Genomic DNA, 26470 nt, shown 5'->3' with positions numbered 1-26470 from the left:
CTAGCGTCAAAGTCTCTATAACAGGCACAAAGAAGAAATAGAAAGGATCTTGGTGCCAGTTTTGGGATATTTTTTGCATTAAAGACCCTTAAAATACTGACTCAGTTGAATTTTGAATTACTATATCTACTTACACGGCTTTGCTTCTAGCCCTAATTCAGCCAAAGCGCGAGATATCAGCGATCGCTTTGCCCAAAATCACACAAAGCTGAAAATTCCCGATCTAAATGCTGGCGATTTTTCTCACCTAACGATCGCTCGTCAGATAACTCAAGTTGTGGCAGAATTTCCCCTTGATTCAGTACCAGTCACCCTAATTGGCTCAAGTTTAGGCGGGTTAACCGCAGCTCACATAGGGCAAAAATATCCACAAGTACAACGTCTAGTCTTGCTAGCACCAGCTTTTGGGTTTTTATCCCACTGGTTCCCTAAGTTAGGAAATGAACAAGTACAGCGTTGGCAACAAGAAAAATATCTCCAGGTTTACCACTATGGGGAAGGGCGAGAACTTCCTTTAAGTTACGATTTCGTTACAGATGCTACTCAATTTCAAGAAAATTTATTGCAACGCTCTATTCCAACTCTAATTTTGCATGGAACGAAAGATGAAGTTATTCCTATTACAGCTAGTCGTGAGTTTGCGCGATCGCGTCCTTGGGTGAATTTAGTAGAACTCGAAAGCGATCACAGCTTGGGAAATGTCATGGAAGAAATATGGCAAGCAATTCACCTCTTCTGCCAGTTACCCGGAAGCAGTAAAATATGAACTTCTTAGTCCCAAGTGTCCTTAGTCATTCGTCTTTATATTTATTACCAATGACTAATGACAAATGACCAATGACAAATGACAAAAAATTATGCTTCCATTCATCCGGTCAGATTTAGCTCAATTCACAGCTTACAAACCTCATCCTAGTAGTGATACCACCGACTCTGTGCTGACGCAATTCGATCGGCTAGATACGAATGAAAGCCCCTATGATTTGCCAGCAGAGCTAAAAGAAAAGTTAGCTTGGACATATCAGCAAGTAATTGAAACAAATCGTTACCCAGATGGAGGGCACGAAGCACTCAAAGAAGCGATCGCTGAGTATGTTAATGAGTCAGCGTCTCTCTCATCATCGAGCGTTACTGCTGCTAATATTTCTGTGGGCAATGGTTCAGATGAACTGATTCGTTCTTTATTAATCGCCACCTGTCTAGGAAGAGAAGGCTCAATTTTAGTTGCTAATCCCACTTTCTCTATGTATGGGATTTTGGCAAAAACTTTGGGTATTCCCGTAGTAGAAGTGGGTAGAAGTGAAGCAAATTTTGAAATTGATTTACAAGCTGCACAATCTGCGATCGAACAAACACAAAATCCCCCAATTCGGGTTGTTTTTGTAGTGCATCCCAATTCTCCCACAGCTAATTGCTTAACTGCGGCAGAATTAGCTTGGTTAAAAAATCTGAGCGAAGAAATTTTGGTAGTAATTGATGAAGCTTACTTTGAATTTAGCCAGAATACTTTAGTTGGAGAATTACTACAGCGGTCAAACTGGATAATATTACGCACTTTTTCTAAAGCTTTCCGGTTAGCAGCGATGCGGGTTGGCTATTGCGTTGCGCATCCAGAAGCGATCGCCATCTTAGAAAAAGTCCGCTTACCCTATAATCTCCCTAGTTTCTCTATCGCCGCAGCATTAGTTGCTTTACAAAACCGCAAGCTCTTACTTGCATCAATTTCTCCCACATTTAATGAACGTGACAAACTCATCAGTGCTTTGTCACAATACCCAGCTTTACAAGTTACAGCCAGCGCAGCTAACTTTATTTACCTGCGTGTCACGCCAAATAACCACATCCCTCAAGACACAGCTTTAAACAATCTTCATCAACAACTCAGACATTCTGGTACACTTGTACGACTTCTGAAAGGTGGATTACGAATTACTATAGGAACAAAAGAAGAAAACGCCCGTACCCTAAATCGGCTACAGGCTGCTGTGGCAAATCTTTCATTTTAAGTATCAACTCACTTAGTAATTAAATCTACCTTCCACTCCACTGCCCAAACGGCGTACCGTTCTCACCGTTTGTGGCAAAACACCTACTAACAAGGCAAAGGCAACATCTGGTAGATTAGCTACCGTTTCTAGGGGAAAGTATTGTTCAAATTGATCGAGAATCTTCTGGACTCGTTGCTGAGGCACTGGGTTTTCTGTAATTTGTTTGATCAAACGAATCCATTGTCGCCTAATTAAATAAGCTTTTTGACGCTCCTCATAAGATTCAGGAGTTAATAAAGAAAGATTACCTATAGGTAATGCTCTTTGGCAATCACAATCATATTCCCCGCCCACAACAGCCCCAGGCCCGGCAAACTCCGCATGGTAGCGTTTAAAGAGAATTAAACCATTCCGTTTGCGACTATTGACGATGAATACCTTTCCAGTATGTAGCAGTGTAAGGATATCCGAGCCTTGCGATTGCTCAGTTCCATCCGGCATGACACGATTGTCAAAGAAACTGGTTTCTGGATAATAAGTTGATACCATAGCAATCTGATAGCGTCGGCGTTGTTCGCTATCCATGTTTTCTCAGATTTGCGAATAATTGAGTAGTAGTATGCACTAAAAGCTGTAACTTGCTGTTAAATCAAATTAGACTTTTGATTTTTCTTATTATTAAGAACTTTATAGTCGACTTGACTAAGATATGAATAAATTAGGTCTGCCTGAACAATTGATTACTCATATTTTATGAAATTTAACTGGGTTTGTCTTCTATTCGAGTGATTTTTTTTTAAAGTTTTAATAAAGATCAATATCTTCAATACAAAGTTATGATGAGGGATTAATAAATCCCTAGATGTGAATTTATGCTTTATATATTCATATTGATTTATATATCTTTAAAAATATTTCTTTTCAGATTATATCAAACAAGCTTAACATAACTTATAAATTAAGTTTATATTAAGGAGAAATACATTTTTCCTTATATAAATTATCTATAATAAATAACCAATACCACAGTTAATCAAATGTGAATCATATAATAAAGATTGGTATTTGAGTTTTTGAATTGTAAGCAATTTCCTAGAAAACCTAAATATACTGGGTGGGCATTTTCAATCGAGTCAGAAACTTCAAGTAGACGCAGTTTTTGTAAAACTGACATCGAATTTTTATATATTATGGTTCTTCATTACTTGTTATGCTAAAAATTCCTATAAAATAGCCTGGATTCCTTGTTGGACAAGAAAGATAGCTTTTAATCTTGACTTTTGAAGCTTTGAGAAAAAATCAAGGTTATAAATGCCTGAAAGCCTTGCTTTTAAAGCCAAATATCTAATTTTAGTTGAAAATTCAGCATAACACCTACGGAAGAGCCTATATTATTAATGATAGATGATATCGTTTGTCAATCGATATGTAGTAGAAATTAAGGTAAAAAAGTCCTTAGTATTTAGACACTTACTCTGGCGTAGAAGCAACCGATGGTAAACGTTGCCACCTCCTAATTTAAAGTAAAAGATGAATAAAACTGCGTGCTTTATTGACGCTGTGCTGTAATCATTAGGTCATCAATTCAATAATGTAATATCTTCAGTTAGGAAGATCTCTAAAATCACTTTCAAGTGGTTGAATTATTCCTTAAATGTTTATGCAGTAATATCTGACTTGAGTGTTTAGGGAAAAATATATTCCAATGAGATTCGACTTTATGTACTCGATATCCCAACTTGAAATACAGCTGCCGTGCCTGGTAGTTATTTTCCAAAACATGCAGATATAAGTCCTGAAATCCCCATTCTTTGCAAACTTTCTCGCAGTTTTGCAGTAACCCTGATGCCACGCCATGCCTACGGTATTGTGGGCGAACGGCTAAATTAGACAAGTAGGGAAAACTTCTACCGACTTGTGTCCATGAATTACTAAAACGTACACCTAGTTCTACAGTTCCTACTAAATTCTCAGCACCTTTAGTAGTATCAGCAGCAACTAAACAAATGTGATGAGGTGCAGGTAATGCCAGACGGTGCCTCAAGTCTTCATGGATACCTAAACGCAGTATTGGAAAAGCCCATCCCCAGATCCCCTTTTGGGAGTGAAAGCTTTCAGTAATGATTTGCGCAACCTCATTGAGATCGGCAGGTGTTGCAGCACGGATTTGGAATTGGCGCTCAGTCAGATCGGCGGCAACTGCGATCGGCTCTTGGTGGTATGGGTGAAAAAACCAGGGTGTCAAGGCTAGTTTAGTATTAATTACATTTAACAAAAATTTTCTCAAAAATCCTCAAATACCATATAAATTTGACGAAAATTCTTAGCGGACGAGAGCTTTGAATTTCTAGCAATCATGCCAATTTTCTTATGGTCTTTGAGCAAACAAAGTACGAAGCCTTTTTGTCTCCAACAGACAATGCATTTCGCAACTTTAATAATATTGTTATACACCTTGGTATAGAGGATATGGATGACTTAGGTCATTTTTTCCAGGTGATAACATACTCTGCACCCCTTTGGGTAATCTATTGATAGATTAGTAAATATTGGTGGTTCAGAACCATAGAAAAAAATTATTATTGCCTAAATACAATGATATATCAGCTAAAGTACAAGCTTTAAACCTGAGAGATAGCTATCTCGATCAAAAGTCAAGCTTGTATAATTTGTGACAATTCTATTGATTATGTGATTGGTCATTTTAAATTTTTTACTTACTAGGCTTGAACCTAGCTGCCTCACAAGTGTAGCTTTTTCATCAAGCGGCAAGTTAGAACTCTCATTCTTTTGTTTCTAAAGTTCTGTTCGTTGGCTTCTAGCGCTTAGGTTTTTCTCCTAATTGCGTTTTTTTGAGTGACGCTCGTTTTCATCTACCACTACGCTAACGCAGTGACGCCATACTAAGCATACTAAGAGTTGTCTCTCACCTTCGTTTCCGGAGTTTTCTCGTCTTACTGATAGTTCTGGTTGCTAACTTAAAACTCAGTGTTTGTCTAATTGTATACTTGGATGTTACATCTTATTCTTGTAATATTGCTGACTTTAGCAGGTGTATCATAAATAAAATTTCCTGGCAAATGTTAGTGTAACCTCTGCAAGGGGAAAACTTAATATGCAGCTACAGATGGATTTTTCAGCCAGCTTTGAGTGCTGTATGTGTATTGTGTTTTGAGAGTTCTCGCCGGAGGTGAGGGAAGATTTGGCAAGTATCAACTTTGTAAGACTAAAACTGAATATGAAAGCAACTGCCCTACTTTAGAGCGAATGGCAATTATTACAAGCCATTGAGGCGAATTCCTGTGAGTAAATGCTTTTACACTCAGCACTCATATAGCCATACAGCCTTATTCGTCAAAATGCTCTGCTCTTACCTGAATCAGAAATATCCCAGTCTGATCAGATTATTCTTTATCCAACTGCCGTTGCAGCAGGAAAGCGGTGCATGAAATCCCAACAAGCAAACAGTAAGCCTAAAATTTTGGTTGTCGATGATGAGCCAGATAACCTTGACTTGCTTTACCGCACCTTTTACCGTGATTACAAGGTGCTAAGGGCAACTTCTGGTCCTGCGGCACTGGATCTGCTCTCCCAAGAGGGGGAAGTCTCAGTGATCATCTCAGATCAGCGGATGCCGATTATGAGTGGTACAGAATTTTTGAGCCTGACAGCGACTCAATATCCAGATATTATCCGGATTATCTTAACTGGTTACACCGATGTTGAAGATTTAGTGGAAGCCATTAACGCTGGTAAAGTCTTCAAATATGTCACCAAGCCTTGGGAAGCTGAAGAACTTAAAGCAGTAGTACGTCAGGCCCTTGATACTCATAATGTTCTCAAAGCTCGTACCCGTGAATTGACACGCACACTGCGTCAGGAATCACTGCTGAATACAGTTACTAATACAATTCGTAGTGCTTTAGACTATCGACAAATTTTACAAGCAATTGTCGATACAGTGGGTCATATGTTGGAAGTAGATGTCTGTCTTTTACGTCCCTTTCAAGATGGGCAATTGGTCGATGAAGGATTTATTTACCAGAAGGCTCCTCAAGAAGTAGCACCAGAGCAGGCAGATAATTTTTCAGCTTCATCAGTCGGTTCCTTGATTTCTCAAGCTTTATTGGCTGAGACAGTGTGGGAAACCCGCGAAGTACAAGTAATTCATAACGTTGCAGATGATGAACGTCTCCAAGGCGATACTCCACAACTGCAACAACGTAGTGCAGCTTTTATTGCTGCTAATATCAACTCCAGTTTGGTTGTACCGCTGATTTGCCAACAAGAACTGATGGCTGTGCTGGCGCTACACCAATGCTCTCAATCTCGCATTTGGCGAGAAGACGAAGTGCAGTTGGTACTGATGGTAGCAGATCAGGCAGCACTTGCTTTATCTCAAGCCTATACTTACGAGCAGGTGCGCGCTCTTGCCAAGCGGGAAGCTCTGATTAATACAATTACTACAGCAATTCGCTCTAGCCTCGATCCTCAAGATATCTTCGCGGCTATTACCGAACAACTGGGACAAGCTTTACAAGTTAATGGTTGTGTTCTGTCTTTATGGACAGAAGAAGATGAGTTTGTTGAGTGTGTGGGACTGTATGATAGTTCTCAAAATTTAGAAAACACTATTAAATCAGAACAAGAAAAGGTATTAACTAACAATCATCACTACTTGTCACCAGAATTACCCCACTCTCAGGCCCCAATTAAAGACAATCCAATTCTGCAAGAAATTTTGCGGACACAAGAGCCAGTTGTAATTGCTGATATGACCGATTGTCCTCTGGAAATTCGAGGATTCGATCTACCTTTGAAAATGCCAGCGCGATCGCTAATGGTTGTTCCTTTATTGGCTGATGGTAAATGTATCGGTAGTATTACGCTACGTGAAGGTAGCAAATCGCGTCGATGGTTAAGTTCGGAAATTGAACTAGCTAAAGCAGTAGCAGCTCAAGCCGCGATCGCTGTGCAACAATCACGTCTTTATCAAACAACTCGCGATCAAGCCGAGCGCTTGTTGCAATTAGATAAACAAAAAACCGAATTTTTTCAAAATATTTCCCATGAGTTCCGCACTCCGATTACCTTAATTCAAGGGCCTTTAGAGTCAGCCGTCAGTAGTGGTGAGGGTTTGTCTTACGCGCAAAGTGCGATCGCCTTGCGTAACTCCCGCAGATTACTCAGACTGGTAAATCAACTACTAGATTTACAACGCTTGGATGCTGGGAGGATGCAGCCTAGTTTCCGTCCCTGTGATTTAGATGAATTTGTCGGTCAAATTGTAGAATCTTTTCGCCCCTACTGCGAGAAAAAGGGACTGCATCTGCTCACAGATTTAGATAAATGCCCCCAAGTGTACTTGGATATGGAAAAATTCGACAAGGTAATTTACAACCTGCTGTCGAATGCCATGAAATTTACTCCTGAAGGTGGCAAGATCGGTGTCAGACTAATGTCTCAAGGGGATAGTTGTATATTACAAGTGCAAGATACAGGGATTGGCATTGTTCAAGAACAAATTCCTTACTTATTTGAGCGATTCCGCCAAGCTGAAGGCTCAGAAAACCGTTCCTATGAAGGTAGCGGTTTGGGTTTGGCTTTAGTCAAAGAATTGGTAGAACTGCACGGCGGTAAAATAACTGTAGAATCAGTTTACGGTGAAGGTACTAGCTTTACACTATGGCTGCTGGCTGGCAATACTCACCTACCCATACATCAAGTACAGGAAACCCCTTGTGAACTGAACACGAGCCGCGCCAGTGTGGAATTGGCTGATTTAGAATTAGTAGAGCCAACCCTAGAAAACATAGATAGTTTTCCACAAGTCATATCAGCTAATTTCGAGACTCAGGAATCTCAAGCTAACAATAATGGCAGCCTCTTGAAGGCTGGCCATTCAATTTTAGTCGTAGATGATAATCCAGACTTGCGAACCTATGTATCTGAGATCGTTCGCAAAAATGGCTATCAAGTGCATACGGCGCGTAATGGTGCAGAAGGATTGCAGATAGCTCAGAAAGTTTTACCGAGTTTGATTATCACTGATTTAATGATGCCCTTGGTGACAGGGCTAGAAATGATTCGGATGATCCGCAGTGAGGAAAATTTGAAAGGAACACCAATCATTTTGCTCACAGCCAAAGTTGATGAAGAAACCCGGATTGAAAGTACGGAACATGGCGCTGATGCTTATTTAGCCAAACCATTTAACGATCGCGAACTTCTGGCAGAAGTTAGAAATCTTTTAGCATTAAAAGAAAACGAACGACGAGTCATAGAATTAAATACTTATTTGACAGAATCGGTACTAAAACGCTTTTTACCGCCAGTATTGGTCAAAAAAGCCGCAGCAGGAGATTTGACCCTAGATTTACGACCAGAACCGCGCTTGATTACAGTTTTGTTTAGCGACATAGTTGGTTTTACTCAACTAGCAAATACTCTCAGATCGCGACGAGTCGCAGAGTTACTGAATGAGTATTTAGAAGGTATGACAAAGACGGTTTTTGATAATGGCGGCACTGTAGATAAATTTATGGGAGATGCCATCTTAGCCCTGTATGGAGCACCAGAAGAATTAACTCCGAATGAGCAGGTGCGACGTGCCATTAATACGGCAAGGGCTATGCATCGCTCGCTAGATCAGTTAAATCAGCGTTGGCGAAACCAAGGTATATTTGACTCTCACGAACATAGTGGTGTGAAGTTCCGTTGTGGAATCCACCAAGGTACGGCAGTTGTGGGGATGTTTGGCAGTGCCGAACGTGCTGATTACACTGCTATTGGCCCCAGTGTCAATATTGCTGCTAGGTTACAAGCTGCGGCTGTTCCCGGTACTATTCTAGTTTCTGCTGCTGTAGCAGATTATTTACAGGATGAAGAAATTACTAAAGTCAGTCCCTTAGAGCTTAAAGGAGTAGATGAAACAGTTTTGACCTTTGCTGTTACACAAGAGATTATCGTTAATCGCTGAGAGTAGACTGGATTTTAAAGCGTTAGTTTAGTAGAGAGTAATAGCGCAAAATTAGATCCAGTTAGAAATTTAATATGACACAGTCGGTTGCAGATAAAACTTCAATTCCAGTCAAAGACTGGAGACGACATACAGATCCACCTAGTTTTTGGATTGCTGTAGTCATAGGCTCAGTTACACTGCACTTATTGGTGTTTTGGCTGTTACGCTCATATCAGTCAAGTTTATTATGGCGGCAGCAAAGCAAAAGTAGTATTCCGATTGAGGTTGTAGAAATTTCTTCTCCAACGAAATCAAGAAAACCCGATGCTTCTAAACCAAAATCAGTATCATCAAAACCTTTATCCACAAAATTAGAATCAAAAAATTTATCTAAACCTGTAGTTCCAGCAGATCAATCAATAACAAAACCAAACCCTACTATTCAAGATAACAATGCTGTAGCTTTTGCCGAGCAACGCCAACGCCAATTGGCAGCACAACAGCAGCGCCAACTGGCTGAGTACCGCCAACGCCAATTGGCCGTACAACAGCAACGCGAATTAGCCGAACAGCGCCAACGCCAATTGGCAGAGCAACAGCAGCGCCAACTGACTGAGTACCGCCAACGCCAACTAGCCGCACAACAGCAACGCGAATTAGCCGAACAGCGCCAACGCGAACTGGCAGAGCAACAGCAACGCGAGAATGCAGCTCAGACTAATAATCAAGAATCTCCTTCTCAACCTTCTGATGCGTCAGGTGGCAGCCTGATAGCGAGTTTAGTAGGACAACCTCAACAAGGCGATCGCGATAGACATACTCACTCAGCTAAAATCAAACCAAGCAACCAGCCGTTTAGTAAGGGTCTTGAGTATGTAAAGTACATAGAAAAAGATTCTGGTCAGCCTGTAGAATTCACTGTAGTATTAACAATTTCGGAAAAAGGTAAACTTGAACATCTTGCTGTTGTAGATGAAAACATTTCCGAGAAAGAAAAAAGCTACTACGAAGACTTTGTAGCCAATCAAGTTTTCAATAGCTGGGAGTTTGAACCTGCATATGACAACGATCCAAACGATCCAAAGCCTAGTAATCTCATAGTACGTATCCGAATACAGCCTCTCCCTTGATAATTAGCTACTTGAATTTCAACTACAACTGTGTTATACTTTTGAAGTTGGAAATTTGCGGGCGTAGTTTAGTGGTAAAACTATAGCCTTCCAAGCTATTAATGCGGGTTCGATTCCCGCCGCCCGCTTAATCAAGAAAGCCCCTGACAGCTAACACTTTCAGGGGTTTTTCGTTTTTCTACATAGGTTAGAAATTAGTAATTACGTACTAGTAAAATAGAAAAATTTGGGGTAGCTTAGGGTAGTTTGGGCGTAAATTGGGCGTAAATTGGGTGTAAACTAATAAGAACAGATGTACTATAAAGCTATGTACGACAAACCATCTCAAGGTAAGACCCCTAAGGGAAGCGTCGCTATTGTTGTTTCTCATGGTCGGTTACAACTACGATTTCGTCATGCTGGGAAAAGACATAATCTATCGATTGGATTGCCCGACACTAAAGTAAACCGCAAAGCAGCAGAGGGGAAAAAGGCTCAGATTGAGTTGGACATTGCTTCAGGAAATTTTGATCCAACTTTGAAAAAATACAAACCTGAATCAGCACTTACTCTCTTAACGCCTGAAATTACACCTCAAATTGGGCCGCCGAAAATTACTGAAATTTGGCAGGGTTACATTGCTTACAAGTCATCAAGTTTGAAGGAAACAACTAAGGGTTATCACAATAGCTTTACTAAATTGTTTGAGCTATTGGGCGACATACAATTACTGGATGCTGTGAAAGTTAAAGCCAGTTTAGAGAAAATTACTACGGTACACCAAACTAAGCGAGCATTAATTCAACTCAATGCGGCTTGTAAGTGGGGTGTAAAGCATGGATTGATTGGTACTAACCCCTATGTAGGAATGGCTAATGAAATGCCGAAGTATCGTTATCAATTGGAACCGAAGCCAAATGCTTTTACGGAAGAAGAAAGAGAACAAATTATCGAGGCTTTTAAGAATCATCGGGGAAACTGGAATGGAAGAGGCTATACAGGTATCAGTTATGCTCACTATGCTTCATTCGTTGAATTTTTATTTCTAACAGGCTGTCGCCCATCAGAAGCAATCGGGCTTCAATGGAAGCACATCTCAGAAGATTGTGGTTTTATCCGCTTTGAAGGGTCGGTAACAACATCTGGAAATGGTATTCCCACAAGAGTGGAGGGGTCTAAAAATAATAAAAAGCGACAATTCTCCTGTTCTGAAAGATTACGAAAATTACTGGTATCTATCAAACCTGAGAACCCTAATCCAGAGTCTTTAGTTTTTCCCAGTCCACAAGGTAAAGTAATCACTTACAACAATTTTTGTAATAATGCCTGGGATCGTATTGTTGACCCAATTAAGCCAGACACTACACCTTATAGCTGTAGAGATACCTTTATCACTCTTCAAATTATTAAAGGTATTCCTGAGTCAGTAATTGCTGGATGGTGCGATACCAGCGTAGAAATGATTGAAAAGCACTATGCAGATTCCTTGAAAATGTTGAGCTTACGCCCAATCGACTAATTATTACTTATCTAGTAAGAAATGTAGGGGTAATTCATGAATTGTCTCTACATTAAATCAATGCAGCCTTACTTGCTAACATTCTTGTCTGAATCTAGCATTTTGTCGAAAGTCTTGCCTTTCTGCGACAGCGATCACCGATTATCATCACTAAAAATCTAAGAGTCGTATGAGCGAAAATCTATTATTTGTGCCCAATCCATACGTATTAGTGCCTAGCCCCTATTTAATAGCTCCCTCAGCATTTCAGATAAATAATCCCTTAGTGATTCTTGTGGCAGTTTTTGAGGAAATTACATCTGAGGAGCAAAACCAAGATTTGATACAGACAGTTACAGGAAGACAGCTACTGCAATATCATAAGGCAGTTGTAGGGGAATTTTATCGGCAAAATATTGATGCTAAATTTCCGCATTGGAAGCTCAAAAGAAACGAGAGAGCCATAATCAAACCAGAAGTTGAAATATGGAAAGCTGTTCTCACAATGCTTGAACAGATCCACTTGTTAAAACCTTTGACCCGTTATCCTGCACTAATGCTCCGTGACTTAATACTAGAAAGGAACCTTATGGTTCTAAATTTTGCTTGTCTTGATGGTCAAGTGCCAGTAAAGAATTACCTGGCTCGTCTGCAACAGCAAAACCGTAAACTTCGGGGATCTGAAAATCCTTTTGCTCGGGAAGAAAGCCCCTATGCCTGGGAAATTATAACTCAAGCAATTACCTTTGCAAAGCGCGATCATCAATTCAGACTGAAATTCTATACGCCTGTGGTGCGTGCTAGAGAGACTTTTGTGGCGTTGATGAAGAGTGAAAAATACCGGATTTTTAATCAAGGAAAAATACAAAGGCAAGGTAGAAAAGAAGATGAGGATTCTCAGGACGGAAAAAGACAAAGGCGAGATAGAAGAAAAAAGAAGCAAGTCACTTTTATGAATGAAACTACAGACTAAACTATAGTAAGCAATTAATAAAAATTGCCTTGATATGTTGATATCTTAAGGTGGCTACTAGAGCTTTTCTCCTCATACGCAAAGTAAGATACGTCAAAAAAAACTTATTTCTAGAATGCTTGCTACGTAAGGATTTAGCACGAAAAGTCGCTTTCAGTTTTCTTAAACTAAAATTGTTCATATTAGAGTAGTTAATGACAAATTACTCTAATATGAACAATTTTGTCACAAAAAAACAACTATCTAACCAGATAGGATTGTCTTCTGAAACATTTAAGCGATATCGGCTCCAAGGAATTTGGCAGGAGAGCATTCACTGGCAAAAGATTAATTCTAGAACCACACTGTATAATCTTCCGCTAATACTTGATTGGATCGCTAATCGAGATAATCCTCAAGCTCACCAAAGAGCAATAGAAGCTTACCTTCACTCTCTTCCCTCAAATCAACCCCTGAAACGCGGAAGGAAGGTCAGCTAAATGGCATCTCAAAATTACAACTGTAAAAAGTTAGGGTTACTCCAAGAGAAAATTTTATATCTGATTGTGGAAACAGGAGGTGAGCAATGTTAATGGAGACAACCTCTATCCACAATAATTTTCTCAGCGATCGCAACACAGCTATTGAGTGGCTTAGCCAACACGGATATCCAGCACTACCAGTCGCGCCGAAACAAGACCCATTTAAGTATCCCAAGAGAGATAAAAATGGAAATATTGAGTATGAGGAGGATGGAAAAACTCCTAAACCTAAGTTTACAGGCAAAAATCCTAGTTACTTAGATGAAAATAATGAACCTCATCTAGTGTTTCACTCTAACTATCAAAATTCATTACCTACGCAGAGTGAGCGTGATAAATGGTTCGCCAATACTCTTAATGGAGTAGGCACTCTCGGCGGTTGGAATAAGACTGTTTGGATTGATTTTGATGTCAAAAATTTCGATTCACAGCAAGAATGCGATCGCCTAGTCTCAGATTGGCTAAATCGTTACTCAGTTTTAAAGGAGACATTTATTGAACTTACTCATTCAGGAGGTTGGCGAATTGGTATTCGAGTCAGAAAGATGCCTGAGTTCACCAACTTTACACTATCCCCAGGAGGTAAACACGTGGGGGAATGCTTGGGTAAGGGTCGGTTTACGGTTCTGAGTCCGACAATTGGCCCATCTGGAAATCAATACCAATCAATAAATAGAGCTAAATTAGTTGAGGTGGAAGATTTAGAATCAATCGGTCTTTATTCAACCAAAAAACAAGCCAGCACAAAGCTTCAATCATCATTAATTCAATTAGACTTAGCTCCTCATGCAATACCTCTAGAAGAATTCTTCTCGGAAAAACCAAAAGATATCTTAAATGGTACTAATCCCAATGGCGATCGCAGTGAGGCACTAACTACACTAGCTAAGGAAGCATTTGGTTGGCAGAATTGGTGCTTTGATAATGGGATATCAACTAGTGGCGATGCTGAAAATATTGTTGAGTTAGCGGGTAAGAAATTAAGGATTGATAGCGATCGCATACAACGCATTCTCAAAACTATAGATTCATCATCTTGCCAACCATCTGCACAATATTTGGGTGGTGAGGAAAGCTGCTGGCTGAAAATTCGTAGATTGGACAAAGGAACATTTGAAGCTAAATGTCCTGCTGCTATTAAGTTAGAGATTGAAAATAATCTCACTACTGATGTTATTAACACATCCAAAAGCAGCAACAACAATAAAAATGTTCAACACAAGATATCTAGGGATGAAGCGATAAAACGTGCCAGGAAGGTCATCAATGCTGGTCTTGATGAATTAGAAGAGAATCTCCAGCTTGAGGAAATTCGTGAACAAGCAGGTCTTAGCTCTTATTTTTGGGAGCGTAAAGTTATTACAAATTTACGCCGAGAGTCACTACCAACTAGACTTACCTTAGAAATAGAAGCTTTCTTGTGTGAGACAAATCCTCAAAAACAGATTATAGAGCGTAGCAGAATTCTTAGCCGATATCAAATCAGTGCTAAAGAATTTGAGCAACAATGTCAAGCTATCCAATATGCTGAAAAGCAAACACAGAAAAAACCACGTCTTTTGGCACTTAGCGAAGTATTTGCTAGCGAAGGTAAAGCATTCCAGTGGCAAGTAGAAGGAATTATACCTAAAGGCGTGAGCGGAATGCTCTCTGGTTTACCAGGTGCTAGTAAAACTCTGTTAACTGTTGACTTAGCTTATTGTATTGTCACTGGTACTCCGTTTCTCGGAGAAAAAGTCAAGCCAGGTAAAGTGCTGATTATCAACAGCGATCAGCCACTGAATGTAACTGCTAACTACCTTTCAAGCCGAGGTTTCGACGATAACGATGCCAACATTAAAGTTATAGGTGAACTCCATGAGATGGCAGCTTGGACTATTAACGATTTAGTCCTTCTCGAATCCTACTTACAAGAGTTCCAACCTGACTTAGTTATTATCGATAGTATCCGAGCAACTATTATCAATCCCTTAGGAATTGAAGAGAAGTCAGAGTTAATTGGTTACTGGCTCAAAAAAGTTGAACGCCTAGTTATCAAATACAGCGCTACTCTACTTTGGGTTCACCACGATAATAAGCAAAAAGACTATACAGGAGTTAGTCGAGCATCAGGGTCAACAGCGATCGCCGGAAGTGTGAGTTTCCACTATCGAATCGAAAAAGTAAGTAAAGACCAGTCCGATCCTCATCGGATTTTGTCAATGGCGAAAACTAGAGGCTACGAGCCAGTCACTTTAAAGCTCATGTATGACTCTACCACAGGTATTTTTCAAAATATGGGTCACGAAGGAGAATCTCCAGAAACCGCCCGAGAGCGCCAATCTTTGAGGCAACGCATTATGGAATTCTTGGAACGCAATCCCGGACAGAAATACGAACTAGAAGAAATTCAAGCCGCAGTAGGTGGAGAAAACGTTGGTGTTGAATTATCCAAGATGTCCCGCAGAGGAATGATCGCTAATGAAAAATCATTAAAGAACCCACGCAAGAAAGTCTACTTTGTAGAATCCACACAACCCCCCCCTTCTCAAGTTACTCCTACATCTGGGAGTTAAAACTCTAAAATCCTTACATGATATGAATTATAGACTTTTAACTCTAGTTTTAACTCACATTTAATTAACGAATGTAACAAAGAACTGTTAAAAGTCAAAAATCCAGATTATGTAAGGATTTAACCAGTTTTAACTGGCATTTTTAACTACCCCTAGGGGTGTGTGAAAAATGGCAATTCAGCTAGTAGTTGAACGCTTGGTTCGCTTCACAAGGGAGAGCAAGATAGCTGTGGTGAAATTTCTAAATATGGGATTTTCCCAATTTACTTAACCAAGAGTGTCTTCAATCTGCTCTTGGGCGAGTATGAGTACAAAGGATGGAATATGACCAATACCCCAGTTATCATGCGATCGCCCAAATCAAAGCATTAATAATCATTCTTTATCCATACATACTCCACCCCCTAATGTGGATAGCTGAGATTTTGTAACTATTAGTTAATCAATAATGTATCTTATGGTTTGTTCCCCAGAAATTAGTCGAGCCAATGGTCGAAAAAGTAACGGCCCCAAGACTTTAAAAGGTAAACAAGTGGCTCGATTAAATGCGAGCCAACATGGACTGCTGGCAACGAAAGTACCTATTATCGGTGAAGATGCTTTTAAGTTTCAGCAATTTATGGAGGAGTTAATCGGCGAGTTTCAACCGGAGTCACCTACCGAAATTACGCTATTGGAGCAAGTAGCAATAGCGAGGATGCGACTTTATCGCCTGTGGATGACAGAATCAGCGTTGGCATCTCATGCTTTAACGCCTGCTCCTCCCCTAGAACCGCCAACTGTAGCTAAATACCCTTACTACGAAAAAGATGACTATGAACTAAAGAATAAAACACTGTTTCACCCAGATAATAGAGCGCTTGAGCGAGAATTGACCCTAGCATTAGTAGAGATATTAAAAATTTATCGTGACCTAGATAAAGATGTGAGGAAGAAATATTTTAATTCAATCTGGTCAGAGTGGCTAGGTGACGCAGAGAAGGGCATCACAAAGTTTTTATATCAGCATCCATACAAGAGCATTACTGTTAATCCTCTGTGTTATTCAAATGCGGTGGAATATGCTAATGCTTGCCAAGAATTTGTAACAGAGCAGAAGAAAAAGCAAACCCTTTATGGTGAGGTCAGTCAGCTTCAAGTCTTAATAAGGATAGCTCAACAAGACCTAACTGATAATCAATACCCTAAAACTAAAAATCAGTTACGTTGCTCTATAGTTAAGTTCCAGATTGATAAGGTTGAGAAGAAATGTAGAGAAAGGCTCAACGAACTTGAGAAAATTGAAAAAGAGATAATTCAGGTGGAGAGAGAACACCAAAAAGCGATTGCGGATTATCAGGAATTAACTAGGCGATCGCAACTCATCCCACCCCAAATTGAGTTACTCAGCCGTTATGAGCGTCACATAGTACGCATGATGAATGACGCATTAGATCGCTTGCAATCTATGCGTCAACAACGGCAGCAAGCCAATTCTATGGGTTCGTTTCGCAATTGTGAAGTGCAAGCAACTATACCAGCGCTGTAAATGCCTTGATTCTGGCTCATCTGTTATCTGGGTGGCGATCGCCAATCATTCTTAAACCAATTTTTAGGATTCCAAAAAGACCGCTGCTGGCTGGGAGCAAAACTGATGTGTTCTCGCCAGCTATTCTATTTCTACTGAATTGTAGTGAGACAGTAAAGCCTGGGCAGCTTGATAGTGCTTCTTTACCAGTTGAGTAGGGGAAATAACTCGTGCTTTATCCATGTAACGACAAACCCAGAAACTAAACTCATCCAACGAGCGAGGTGGTAGCGAGACTACATAATCTACATAGCTAGGCTTACCAGTTGTGGCATTTTTGGGGCCTAAGACGATTTTTTGCTTAGGATGCCGTCGTTCTCCTTCTTGAATAAAAGTTGCTACTGGCGGAAAGAAACGCACTTTTGCTGTGACTAACTCTAGCTTTCCTTGTAGTTCTAATTGTTGCTCTGGTGGTTCTCCTAAAGACAAGCCCCAGCCATTTTCTAGTAGTTGGTGAGCTTTAGCAAGACTATTTCTCTGGGCTTCTAGACCTCGGCCTGACTCATGCAAAACTTGGCAGTAATTTTTAAACCGATTCAAGCGCCCAATTACTAAATGCCCATTTTCACAATGTTCATGAAGCAAATACCAGGCAATATCTTGATAAATTAACTGTAGCGGTATTATTCGTTGAGGCCCAATGCGGCTATTACCGTAGGGGTCACTACCACGGGAGATTTCGATGGTCTGCCCTTGGCTAATTGCTTTTTCTACAACTGCCAACTGATGAAATAAAGTATCTCTATTTTGCCCTAAGGCTGCCATTTCTTCTGGGTCTGTGTAGACAATGGCGCGATTGAGATGCTGTCTAACTGGATAAGAAAATTCGCCTTTGAGTTCTAAATCCAATCCCCGCAATCTTTTACTGAGAGTTTGGTAAATACGCCGCAAAATCCCATCACCTTGGTATTTTGCTTGAGATGCCAAAGCATTGAAAGCTACTTTCAATTCTTCTTGTGACATGGCACCAGTACCTAAATAGTATCCCCAGCGATACATCCGGTCTTCGAGAATACCATAGCGGCGCAGTGTTTCTATATCTTTACGCAGTGTGGGAATCGAAGGATATCCTTTAGGTAACTCTACTCCGTAGGAAGCTGCTAGTTTTTGTAAGCAAAGTTGGACTTGCTTGAGGGAATTGTGCTGTTCTTTGTCGCTTGACTCGATAAAATCTGGACTACCTACACCTGGATGCTTTAGTAAAGTCGCAATTAGCAGCATCAACCGTTCAAAGGCTTTGGCATCACCGTAGGCATGGGAAGTAGGTTTTTTCGGCATAGGTAGATGCGATGCTTTTCCAGCTTACGAGATGTAGAACTTGGGTGTCCAAAAGGAAAAAATATTATCTTTTCAATTTCTGTATCAATCTAACACCCTGTAGAAAAGCTTTTATGCGATTTTGAACCAAAAATAAAATTATTGGCTTTTACAAGCTTTATTTTTGCTCATCCCATAACTTAGTAATTATCAGTTTGTATAAATTAACTATTTATCAATATGTATATTTCGCCTCGTGCTTCTAGAGTACGTAACATTTTAGTATCTGTATCTACTGGTAGTATTACCCTTGTTATTTTACTGATCGCCCCTTTGGGATTAGCAGCCGTACTCATCAATACATTATTAGTGACTTTTGCTACTTATATTGTCTCCAGTGTGGCAGATCGAGTAATTGCTTGGTTGGAACCAGCAGCAGATGCTGATTTAATTTCTGATTCTGGCGGTCAAAAGCAGAATCTCGCTCGTCAGCAGCGGCAATCTACTTTCCAGCGCTGGAGGTAGGGATAATGAGAACTCTCTATGTCTCTCAGCAAAACTGTTATGTTTCACTGCAAAAAGAAACATTAATTGTCAAACAGGGGGAGATAGTTCAGGGTCAGGTGCAGCTGCCACTATTGGAACAGATTCTGATTTTTGGCAAGTCCCAAGTTAGCACGCAAGCGATTCGGGCTTGCTTATGGAGAGAGATTCCAATTGTCTACCTGTCGCGCATGGGATACTGTTATGGGCGGATTTTACCGATTGGGCGGGGGTATCGGCAATTGTGCCGCTATCAGCAACAACTGACACAGGTAGAAAGGTTGATTACTGCCAGAGCGATCGTACAGGCAAAGTTAAAAAATAGTCGAGTTCTGTTGCGGCGACAGCGACGGCGGCAAGAGTCTGAGTTGCTAGAAAAAGTCCTACAAAATCTAGATCGCCTAGTTTCCCAAGCGGCGACTGCTGATAACTGGGATCGGCTGATGGGTTTTGAAGGCGCAGGTGCAGCACAATATTTTTCTGTATTTGGCGAATGCTTGACAAATCCTGAATTTGTGTTTATGGGACGTAGCCGTCGTCCTCCCGGAAATGCTGTAAATGCCATATTAAGTTTTGGCTATCAGGTACTTTGGAATCATTTGCTGGCATTAATTGAACTTCAGGGACTCGATCCTTATTACGCTTGTTTGCACGAAGGTTCAGAACGTCATGCTGCTCTTGCTTCTGATTTAATTGAGGAGTTTCGTGCGCCAATTGTCGATTCTCTGGTGCTATGGCTGGTGAATAAAAATGTCATGGATGCTCAGAATGATTTTGAATACCGGGATGGAGGTTGTTATCTCAATGATTTAGGAAGAAAAAAATATTTAAAAGCTTTTTTACAGCGCATGGAGGAGGAAGTACAAATAGATGATGGCGAGAAGCAACCGCGATGGCATCTGCTGACGACTCAGGTAAAGGCTTATAAGCAGTTCGTCTACAATCCAGCACAGATTTATCAGCCTTATCTGATTCGCTAATTCTTATGCTTTTGTATGTGGTTGCTTATGATATTCCTTGCGATAAGCGGCGTAAAAAAGTCTCAGATTTGTTGGAAGGCTATGGAATTCGAGTACAGTACAGTGTTTTTGAATGTGTGTTAACTACTTCACAATATAATGAGTTGCATCAGCGATTGCGGAAGAAAGTAAAGTTATCGGAGGATAAAATACGTTTTTATCCTTTATCAGGTCATACTTTAAATCAAATTCAAGTTTGGGGTGGGCCTCCAGTCACAGAAATACCTGGTTCAACCATTATTTAGCTGTTGCTGCGGCCGATCGCCAAAATCGCTGAAATCACGCAAATTCGTAGAATCGGCCGTTGCCTTGCTCTGTCAGGGTTTCAAGCATTTTTTGTTCTAATTTGCTGGCATTTATGGGTAGCAAAATCGGATCGGCCGCAAAGTGTCTGTGGACTCCTTACTGGGTAGGGGTTTAGGATGGAGGGGTCTCTACTCGCTAGAGAAATTAATTGAATGGAAACAAGAGCCGCAGCGAAACCATCAAGCAAGTTCGGATTGCCATGTGGGTCTCTACTCGCTAGAGAAATTAATTGAATGGAAACACATCATCTGATAAGACATGACAACTAGCTCTATGCTGTCTCTACTCGCTAGAGAAATTAATTGAATGGAAACGGAATTGAAACGTTAGTCTTAACTTTGACTAACTTGTCTCTACTCGCTAGAGAAATTAATTGAATGGAAACTGCAATCTTTGATAGACTTACTCCCTTCTCTTTGAGGGTCTCTACTCGCTAGAGAAATTAATTGAATGGAAACCTTTTTCAACTTCTGCTAAGTTTGATTGACACCTAGAAAGGTCTCTACTCGCTAGAGAAATTAATTGAATGGAAACAATGTCGAAAAACCTTTGTGCGCCGTATTGACTAAAGTCTCTACTCGCTAGAGAAATTAATTGAATGGAAACTTCAATAGGAATATGCATTTTGGCATGGAAAATAAACAGAGAAGTCTCTACTCGCTAGAGAAATTAATTGAATGGAAACTCCTGCCCACAGTGCGATCGTGCTCAGTGTGGAAGCGATGTCTCTACTCGCTAGAGAAATTAATTGAATGGAAACCAAAAGTAGCCGAACCTTGGCGCAAGTTATTCCCCAGGTCTCTACTCGCTAGAGAAATTAATTGAATGGAAACGCGTTTTGTAGGGCGATCGGGTCTACTCTGTAACGTCTCTACTCGCTAGAGAAATTAATTGAATGGAAACACATTTGGAACGAGATTAAACGCGCGAATAACAAGTCTCTACTCGCTAGAGAAATTAATTGAATGGAAACAACTTGCCGAGCTTCAGCGAGATCTGGCCCGAGCCACAGGTCGGGTCTCTACTCGCTAGAGAAACTAATTGAATGGAAACCAGTTAGCCAGGATAATGTCATAATGCGCTCCTAGTCGTGTCTCTACTCGCTAGAGAAACTTATTGAATGGAAACCTAGTAAATACTGCTTTTATCCTCAAGTGGGATGATATCGAAGTCTCTACTCGCTAGAGAAACTTATTGAATGGAAACGTTACCATGTACGGCGATCGCAACTCATAGATTGTCCATTGAGTCTCTACTCGCTAGAAAAACTAATTGAATGGAAACTTATCGCTAAAAGTTACAACGGCATACTCTGTAATTAAGTCTCTACTCGCTAGAGAAACTAATTGAATGGAAACTAGTTATTTCAGTTAGTGACCAGTTATTCCAACAAGTCTCTACCCGCTAGAGAAACTAATTGAATGGAAACTCCCCATAATTTGCTGGATCAAAAATCCAAAGGGAATGGCGTCTCTACTCGCTAGAGAAACTAATTGAATGGAAACTTCATTATTATGGAATCCTTTGAAAACTGGTTTCAACAGTCTCTACTCGCTAGAGAAACTAATTGAATGGAAACTTGTGCGGTTATCAATTCACCGAGATTATTCATGAGTCTCTACTCGCTAGAGAAACTAATTGAATGGAAATTGGAAGTGATAGGTTCCATCAACTAACTGTAATCTGGTCTCTACTCGCTAGAGAAATTAATCGGTTGGAAACCAATCCCGATCGCTGATCTTCTCATCCCTGGCGTCGCCCCTTCGCACTTGCTGCGGAAATTAATTGATTGCTTTGTTACATTAGCCCTCAGAAGAGGGCTTTTTGCTGAGGAAACATAATTAATCAAAAATGTCAATTAATAATAAAATATTTATCCAAACTTCATCGACTTCGCTTAAAGCCTTACCACGAAGGAATCTGAATCAATCCTAGCAATCATTTAAGAATATCTACTGTTATTCGACAAATAAGAATAGCAATTTATACAATAGCCTTTGGATGCACTACAAGGAACTTCACCTGTGTCGGAAGCATACTGGCAAGCTAAAATCTGGGGATTACTCCACGATCCTGTACTGAAAGCTTTACATAATAACACTGGGCGCGGTTGCAATAGTTTCTGGCAAGAACTAGAAGTAATGCAGAACTGGGTAAGCAATGGCTGGAACCCAGAAGAGTCTCACCGTAAAATTTTGGAACATATCAAGCTGGCAGATTATATCTCTTCAGCAAGCGACAGAGGAGCGATTGGTAGTGTAAGTGCGAGTATTGATTATGCTCATGGTAATTCAGAACAAGGGTTAGAAATATCTCACTTGTTATCTGGGGCGAAACGTAATTTTAAAATTAAGCAGCATTCACAAATGCTGACAGCAAATCGTAAAAATTACCTAGATTCTCAAGAACAGAAACTACGAGAAGCAATCCCCGTAGAAGTGAGAACAGATATTAAAGGCGTGTTTTGGTGGCTGTGGCGTTGTTTACCAGCCGCGACGTGTCAGGAATTTGCTGATGAATCTTTAATACTGATGCCTGCTGAAACCCGCTTACCAGATAGTTCTATTTGGAGTCATGCCAGTATTACGGCTGCTTTGGCTGGCGCTTTAGCTGGTTATGACTTGACAGCACCAGAGATTCAACATTGGCCTGCTAATAAAACTTTATCTCATCCTTATCTAGCCACTTTTACATTTACGCCTGTACAAGAACTAATTAAAGCCAGTCGCAAAATGCGAGATTTTTGGGCAGGTTCTTGGCTGCTACACTATCTTTCAGCCAAAATCTGTTGGGAACTTGCCCAAAAATACGGACCTGACTGCTTTCTTTATCCCAGCCTTTACCAACAGCCATTAATTGACCATTGGTTATTACAAGAATTTCCTAAATTTGACCAATGGATAAAAAAACCTGATGCTAATCAATTATTAACGGCAGGTTTTCCTAACGTGTTGGTGTTAGTACTACCAAAAGATAAAGTAAAAGCTGCCATGCAAATGGCTAAACAAAAACTTTTACAAGAGTGGACGCGAATTGGTAATTTAGTTTTTGAAGAATTACACAATAAACGCTATTGGATGCCAGATTTAGGAGAAGATAGCAAAACTTGGCAAGGTTGGTTAGAGTCTCAATGGCAGTTTTATTGGACAGCTTTACCCATAGGTAAAGAAGGAAAAAAATTAAAAAATGCGGCGATTCCAAAAGAAAGAGAAACAGAATTTTTAGAATGGCTAGATATTCAAAATCAAGCTTATGTAATTAATCAAAAATACAATTTATTTCAAAATGAAGAAATAGACTTTCTACGGGAAGCATATCAACAGCGTTGGGAAAAGCAAAAACGAAAATTTAGCGTCAATGTAGGTTCTTGGTGGGCATCTATTTTTGATACGAATCGCTATGCTTTAGCAGCGGTTAAAAATGCTCGAAATTGGGAATTACCAACAGCTTTCGGCCTTCGTTCTACCATTTCTGGTATTGGCCCAGTGGTACATCCTGGTGGTGATTGGATTAAAGAAGGGGAAACAAAAAAATATTGGGAACATCACGCAGGTTTATTTGATGGTAGAGAACAGTTAAATGCTACTGAAACGGTGAAACGGGTTTTAGAAAAAGTTTTGGATAAGTTATTGGATATTAAAAATGAAGATGTTGTAGCAGCGTCTTATCCAGATTTAACCGCAGGTGTAGCAGGATATCTCAAAGTTAATGAAAAAGATATTAACCATGAATCGCGATTTGAGGATACTTGTCAAGCAATTATCGCTAAAAATCCTTGGGCTAAGGGTGTCATTCAAGAAATGAAAAACAAATGGGGTATTCCTTGGATAGATAAAGATAATTTACCCCAAAGATTTCATCCTCGTTTACTTAATGCTGGTTGGTTAGTAGAAGATGCTGAAACACCAGAATTGAGGGTATTACAAGAAAAAATTAAAACAGCAAATGAACAGGATCAAGAAGTAATCCGCCGAGAAATTTCGGATCTAAAAAAGAATTACCGTCAAGAGATTCAAAAGATTATTGATAGCTTTTATCCCGGTAATAATCCTGCTGACTGGTACGTATTAGCTGCGGGTGATGGCGATGATATGAGTGAATGGTTGCAGGGTAAAAAATTAGAGAAATATGGAGATTATATTCCCTCACAATTATCAGTATCGCTGGCAAGTTTCCAGAAATTTTTAGCAGTCAAAAAACGCATGGGGCCATCAACACATAATGCTCTCAGTCGTGCATTGTTAGATTTTTCTAATCAATTAGTACCTTATTTGACTCAACAACGTTATGCTGGACGCTTGATTTATGCAGGTGGTGATGATGTTTTAGCTTATACCAATCTCTGGGAATGGGATAACTGGTTATGGGATATCCGCCAGTGTTTTCGAGGAGATGAAGACCCCCAAGGAGAATTTGACAGTGGAGATGATTATTGGACTGCTAAAGCTATGCTGTCGCAGCAAGTAGCCACAAGACCATTATTCACAATGGGGAGGAATGCAACTATTAGCTTTGGGATGATTATTGCACATCATTCTGTACCATTAGCGATCGCCCTAGAGAATCTCTGGGACGCTGAAAAAAAGGCGAAGGAACACAAAACGCCTGATGGTACAAAAAAAGATGCTGTACAAGTGCGGGTGTTATACAGCAATGGCAACATCTTGCAAGCAACAACAAAGTTTCCAACCTTCGATGGGTGGCGAAAACTCATTTGTGCCAATGTAGGAGACACTGCCATATTTGAACAAGCCGCGAGTTTGTGGAGTCAACACCCAGCACCGAATCTAGAAGCGATTTTACCTTGGACAAAAGCATTTTGCGATCGCCGCGACCAATTCCCAGGAGATGAAACTGCAAAAACCCAGTTTCAAAGAAATTTAGCTAATTTTCTTGAAGGTTTAGTTCTCACTACCAAAGAAAAAGACCTAGACAATGAAATTCAAAATTGGTTAAAACTTGCAGCTTTTATCAAACGCAACCGCGATATCAAATAGGAGTTGATCTTTAATGTATTGGTATAAACTCACCCCATTAGATATTTTAATGCTCAGAGATGCTAAACCATTTTCGCCGCAAGAAAGGGCTTGGGCAGGTAGTACATTTCCTCCTAATGGTTATACTATTGTTGGGGCATTACGGGAATTATTAGGAGAGAAAAAAGACTTTAATATTATTGGCCCGTTTCTCTGTTTTGAAAACAAAGGTAATAGCTTATATTTTCCCCGTCCATTAGGATTCGTAAAATCTACACCTCTAGTTCCTTTAGTATGGGAAACTAAATCTCCTTTACATAATGTTATTTTCCGTGATGAAACTCAACCTTTTCCTTTAGTTAAACCTGTTAACTCACCAACAGAAGATGAGGAAGAGGATTCAATAAAATGTGAGGGTTCAGAAGCAAAATTTAGACAATATCTGCCATACTCAGTAGTCAAAACCTATCTAGAAACAGGAAAGATAGAAAAAGATGATTGGCAAGTAACTTCTGGTAGTTATGAAGACCAACCTTGGACGATCGAAACGCGATCGCACAATAGTATTGAACCGGGAACAAGGCAAGTCAAAGATGCTGAGGGTTACTTTGTGGAAAATGCTATTCGCCTTAATACTGGCTGGAGTTTAGCAATTAGCGTAGACACAAACATCGACACTCCAACAACTTTACGGTTAGGCGGAGAAGGACACCGAGCTATTTTCCAACGTTGTGATGAATTAGGCGAACAGTGGGCAAATCTGCAACAAATTTCGCAAGCAAATTTTAAATCTCAAAGCAAGTCTATCGCTTATTTAATCACCCCCGGAGTTTTTGAACGCAACCACAAAACCACAATTAATAATTCCCGCTGTCGAGCTTATCCGTGGGAATGGAAATTAGCCCATACTGTGAATAAAAATCAAACACCAGGAGATTTAGTGAGTGTGGCGACCGAAAAACCAATACCGATTAGTTGCCGCTTTCGTGACAAAGATGAAATCCATAAAAGCATCTCAGCACCACAAGTTTTTGCTGCACCTCCTGGGAGTTTGTATTACTTAAATCAGCCGCGATCGCTATTTCAAGATAACAAACAAACCAAGTTAAATAATTGGCGAAAACTCGGCTATTCAGAATTACTATGGATAAATTATGAATTAGAAATAGTTTAATAGATTTGATTTAGGAATTTTGG

16 protein-coding genes, 1 tRNA gene and 1 CRISPR repeat array are annotated in these 26470 nt (G+C 40.1%); of the genes, 14 read left to right on the top strand and 3 right to left on the bottom strand.

Annotation, left to right across the window (positions count from 1 at the left end):
- Positions 1-109: 109 nt before the first annotated feature.
- Both AACU33_RS31260 and AACU33_RS31255 read left to right on the top strand, forming a co-directional pair.
- Positions 110-766 carry a YqiA/YcfP family alpha/beta fold hydrolase gene (locus AACU33_RS31260; protein WP_096594173.1) on the top strand — a complete coding sequence of 219 codons (657 nt, stop codon included), beginning with the start codon at positions 110-112 and terminating at the stop codon, positions 764-766.
- Between the two features lie 91 nt (positions 767-857).
- Positions 858-2006 (top strand): histidinol-phosphate transaminase, encoded by a 1149-nt coding sequence (locus AACU33_RS31255; protein WP_096594172.1) that lies wholly within the window; start codon positions 858-860, stop codon positions 2004-2006.
- A 12-nt stretch (positions 2007-2018) separates the two neighbouring features.
- Here the strand turns inward: AACU33_RS31255 and AACU33_RS31250 are convergent, their stop codons facing one another.
- Together AACU33_RS31250 and AACU33_RS31245 are read right to left on the bottom strand one after the other, a co-directional pair.
- Positions 2019-2573: a hypothetical protein gene (locus tag AACU33_RS31250; RefSeq protein ID WP_096594171.1), complete on the bottom strand. Its 555-nt coding sequence runs from the start codon at positions 2571-2573 to the stop codon at positions 2019-2021.
- A 1045-nt stretch (positions 2574-3618) separates the two neighbouring features.
- Complete coding sequence (locus AACU33_RS31245; protein WP_096595449.1) at positions 3619-4233, bottom strand: GNAT family N-acetyltransferase; 615 nt, start codon at positions 4231-4233, stop codon at positions 3619-3621.
- Positions 4234-5433: 1200 nt separating this feature from the next.
- Between AACU33_RS31245 and AACU33_RS31240 the strand changes: the two genes are divergently transcribed.
- The 7 genes from AACU33_RS31240 to AACU33_RS31210 all read left to right on the top strand — a co-directional run bounded on the left by AACU33_RS31240 (position 5434) and on the right by AACU33_RS31210 (position 17133).
- A complete protein-coding gene (locus AACU33_RS31240; RefSeq protein WP_096594170.1) occupies positions 5434-8967 on the top strand; it encodes a response regulator in 3534 nt (1177 codons plus the stop codon).
- A gap of 74 nt (positions 8968-9041) precedes the next feature.
- Entirely contained in the window at positions 9042-10079 is a 1038-nt protein-coding gene (locus AACU33_RS31235) for a hypothetical protein (RefSeq protein ID WP_096594169.1), read from the top strand.
- Between the two features lie 57 nt (positions 10080-10136).
- Positions 10137-10207 (top strand) — tRNA-Gly (locus AACU33_RS31230).
- A gap of 164 nt (positions 10208-10371) precedes the next feature.
- A complete protein-coding gene (locus AACU33_RS31225; RefSeq protein WP_339376398.1) occupies positions 10372-11577 on the top strand; it encodes an Arm DNA-binding domain-containing protein in 1206 nt (401 codons plus the stop codon).
- Positions 11578-11851: 274 nt separating this feature from the next.
- Positions 11852-12529 (top strand): hypothetical protein, encoded by a 678-nt coding sequence (locus tag AACU33_RS31220; RefSeq protein WP_339376397.1) that lies wholly within the window; start codon positions 11852-11854, stop codon positions 12527-12529.
- A gap of 565 nt (positions 12530-13094) precedes the next feature.
- Positions 13095-15605: an AAA family ATPase gene (locus AACU33_RS31215; protein ID WP_096594167.1), complete on the top strand. Its 2511-nt coding sequence runs from the start codon at positions 13095-13097 to the stop codon at positions 15603-15605.
- Between the two features lie 457 nt (positions 15606-16062).
- Positions 16063-17133 carry a hypothetical protein gene (locus tag AACU33_RS31210; protein ID WP_339376396.1) on the top strand — a complete coding sequence of 357 codons (1071 nt, stop codon included), beginning with the start codon at positions 16063-16065 and terminating at the stop codon, positions 17131-17133.
- A 120-nt stretch (positions 17134-17253) separates the two neighbouring features.
- On the opposite strand, the gene AACU33_RS31205 is transcribed toward AACU33_RS31210, so the two are convergent.
- Complete coding sequence (locus AACU33_RS31205; RefSeq protein WP_096594165.1) at positions 17254-18450, bottom strand: helix-turn-helix transcriptional regulator; 1197 nt, start codon at positions 18448-18450, stop codon at positions 17254-17256.
- Positions 18451-18669: 219 nt separating this feature from the next.
- Between AACU33_RS31205 and csx18 the strand changes: the two genes are divergently transcribed.
- From csx18 to AACU33_RS31180, 5 genes are all read left to right on the top strand, one after another.
- Positions 18670-18954, top strand: coding sequence for a CRISPR-associated protein Csx18 (gene csx18 / locus AACU33_RS31200; RefSeq protein WP_096594164.1), 285 nt, complete (start codon positions 18670-18672; stop codon positions 18952-18954).
- Between the two features lie 5 nt (positions 18955-18959).
- The gene (cas1, locus tag AACU33_RS31195; protein WP_096594163.1) at positions 18960-19952 is read left to right on the top strand and encodes a CRISPR-associated endonuclease Cas1; all 993 of its coding nucleotides are present in this window, start codon (positions 18960-18962) and stop codon (positions 19950-19952) included.
- A 5-nt stretch (positions 19953-19957) separates the two neighbouring features.
- Positions 19958-20236 (top strand): CRISPR-associated endonuclease Cas2, encoded by a 279-nt coding sequence (gene cas2, locus AACU33_RS31190; protein WP_096594162.1) that lies wholly within the window; start codon positions 19958-19960, stop codon positions 20234-20236.
- Positions 20237-20421: 185 nt separating this feature from the next.
- A CRISPR array of direct repeats spans positions 20422-22019; the repeat unit is 36 nt; unit sequence GTCTCTACTCGCTAGAGAAATTAATTGAATGGAAAC.
- Between the two features lie 275 nt (positions 22020-22294).
- Complete coding sequence (gene cas10 / locus AACU33_RS31185; RefSeq protein ID WP_339376395.1) at positions 22295-25294, top strand: type III-B CRISPR-associated protein Cas10/Cmr2; 3000 nt, start codon at positions 22295-22297, stop codon at positions 25292-25294.
- A gap of 13 nt (positions 25295-25307) precedes the next feature.
- Positions 25308-26447 (top strand): type III-B CRISPR module-associated Cmr3 family protein, encoded by a 1140-nt coding sequence (locus AACU33_RS31180; protein WP_096594160.1) that lies wholly within the window; start codon positions 25308-25310, stop codon positions 26445-26447.
- Positions 26448-26470 lie beyond the last annotated feature (23 nt).

Origin of the sequence: Calothrix sp. NIES-2098 (assembly GCF_963875125.1) — a bacterium.
In the GTDB taxonomy this organism is placed as follows: domain Bacteria; phylum Cyanobacteriota; class Cyanobacteriia; order Cyanobacteriales; family Nostocaceae; genus Aulosira.
This window is presented reverse-complemented; position numbering and strand designations above follow the sequence as displayed.